The 1,530-nt window shown below is 70.1% G+C and carries 2 protein-coding genes; both read right to left on the bottom strand.

The window, feature by feature from the left end; genetic code table 11:
* Positions 1-134: 134 nt before the first annotated feature.
* The gene (locus tag VIR09_RS05970; protein ID WP_332012040.1) at positions 135-1,295 is read right to left on the bottom strand and encodes an HlyD family secretion protein; all 1,161 of its coding nucleotides are present in this window, start codon (positions 1,293-1,295) and stop codon (positions 135-137) included.
* Between the two features lie 19 nt (positions 1,296-1,314).
* A partial coding sequence (locus VIR09_RS05965) for a hypothetical protein (RefSeq protein WP_332012039.1) occupies positions 1,315-1,530 on the bottom strand: 216 nt, incomplete at its 5' end.

Below are 1,530 nucleotides of genomic sequence, written 5' to 3'. Positions count from 1 at the left end.
CGCCAGGCTGCGGGCGCTGGCGAGGCTCTGGCCGGACGCCGGCGCGGGCTTGGGACCGAGGTCGGGCGGGGTGACGCAGGCCGACAGCAGCAAAGCCATCGCCAGGCTCAGGGCGGGGGCATAGCGGCGCGTGTTCATGCTTGCTCCTTGGCGGCGCAGGTGAAGCCGGGATAGAACAGGCGCAGCGGATTCCAGGACGCCTGCGACCCCGGACGGGAATCGATGGCGATGGTCGGCACGGCAGACATGCCGGTACCCAGCCGTTCCAGGCCGGCCTGATCCGGGTCCAGCACGATGCGGACCGTGAAGCGGCGCACGATCTTGGTGAAGTTGCCGGTGGCGTTGTCGGGCGGGATCACGGCGAACTCCGAGCCGCTGGCGCCCGCCACGCTCTCCACCGTTGCGCAATAGCGGGCGTCCGGTATGGCGTCGACGCGCACGCTGACCCGGTCGCCGGGGCGGATGCGGCCGAGTTGTGTTTCCTTGAGATTGGCCTCGACCCACAAGTCCCGGGTGGGCGCGACCGCCATCAGGCGAGTACCCACGGCAACGTATTCACCCGGACGGACATTGCGGCCTGCGACGCGGCCCTCGCGCGGGGCGACCACGGTGGTCGCCGCCAGGTCATTGCGGGCCTTGTCCAGCCTGGCCCGGGCGCTGTCGCGGCTGGCTTGAGCCGCTTCGCGCTGCGCCTGCAGCACGGTCAGTTGCTGTTGCGCGTATTCCGCTTGCGCCTCGTTCTGGGTCAGGGTCGAGGCGGCCCGCACCTGCTCGGCGCTGGCCTGGTCATAGAGCGCGCGGCTGACGCCGCCTTGTTGGACCAGCGATTGCGCGCGGCGGTAATCCGCCAGGTTGCGCGCGGCCTGCGCGCGGGCGGAGGTGACGGTGGCCTGGGCGATGCGTATCTGCGTGGCCTGCAGCGTCTGTTGCGCACCGATCTGTTCCAGCGTGGCGCTGGCCAAGGCCACCGCGGACTCCGCGTCGGCCACGGCGGCTTGGTAGTCCTTGGGATCGATCTGCACGAGTTGCTGTCCGGCTTCGACCTTGCGGTTGTTCTCGGTATCCACGCTCTGGACATAGCCGCTGACCTTGGTGGCGACGTAGGTCAGATCGCCCTTCACATAGGCGTTCTCGGTGCGCTCGTAGGGCGTGGCGCCGTGCCACAGCGCGTAGGTGCCGTAGACCAGGCCGCCCAGGGCCAGGACGATGGCCGAGGCCGCCAGGATGCGGTGGCTGGTGTGCAGGATGACCTGGCGGACGCTGGGCGCATGCGCGGGAGTGGTTTCGGTGCTCATGGAATGGCCTCTGACCTTCTTAGGCGGTCTTGCTGGAAAGGGAGGGAACGGGAACGGGGGATGCGGGCGCAGCCAGTGGGCTGGGCAGCCTGGGCAGGGCCCACACCAGCACGGCGCCCAGCATCAGCAGGACGGCGGCCAGCAGGAATGCGTCGCCGTAACTCAGGGTGTAGGCTTGACCCGCGACGCTGCGCGCCAGGCGGTCGAGCGCCGCGCCCTGCGCGCCGCCCGGGTC

Origin of the sequence: Achromobacter sp., from assembly GCF_036567245.1 — a bacterium.
Classification (GTDB): domain Bacteria; phylum Pseudomonadota; class Gammaproteobacteria; order Burkholderiales; family Burkholderiaceae_B; genus Achromobacter.
This window is presented reverse-complemented; position numbering and strand designations above follow the sequence as displayed.

Bases quoted from the DNA above. Each gene is read 5' to 3' on its own strand.
- VIR09_RS05970 (WP_332012040.1), bottom strand. From the start codon at position 1,295: ATGAGCACCGAAACCACTCCCGCGCATGCGCCCAGCGTCCGCCAGGTC.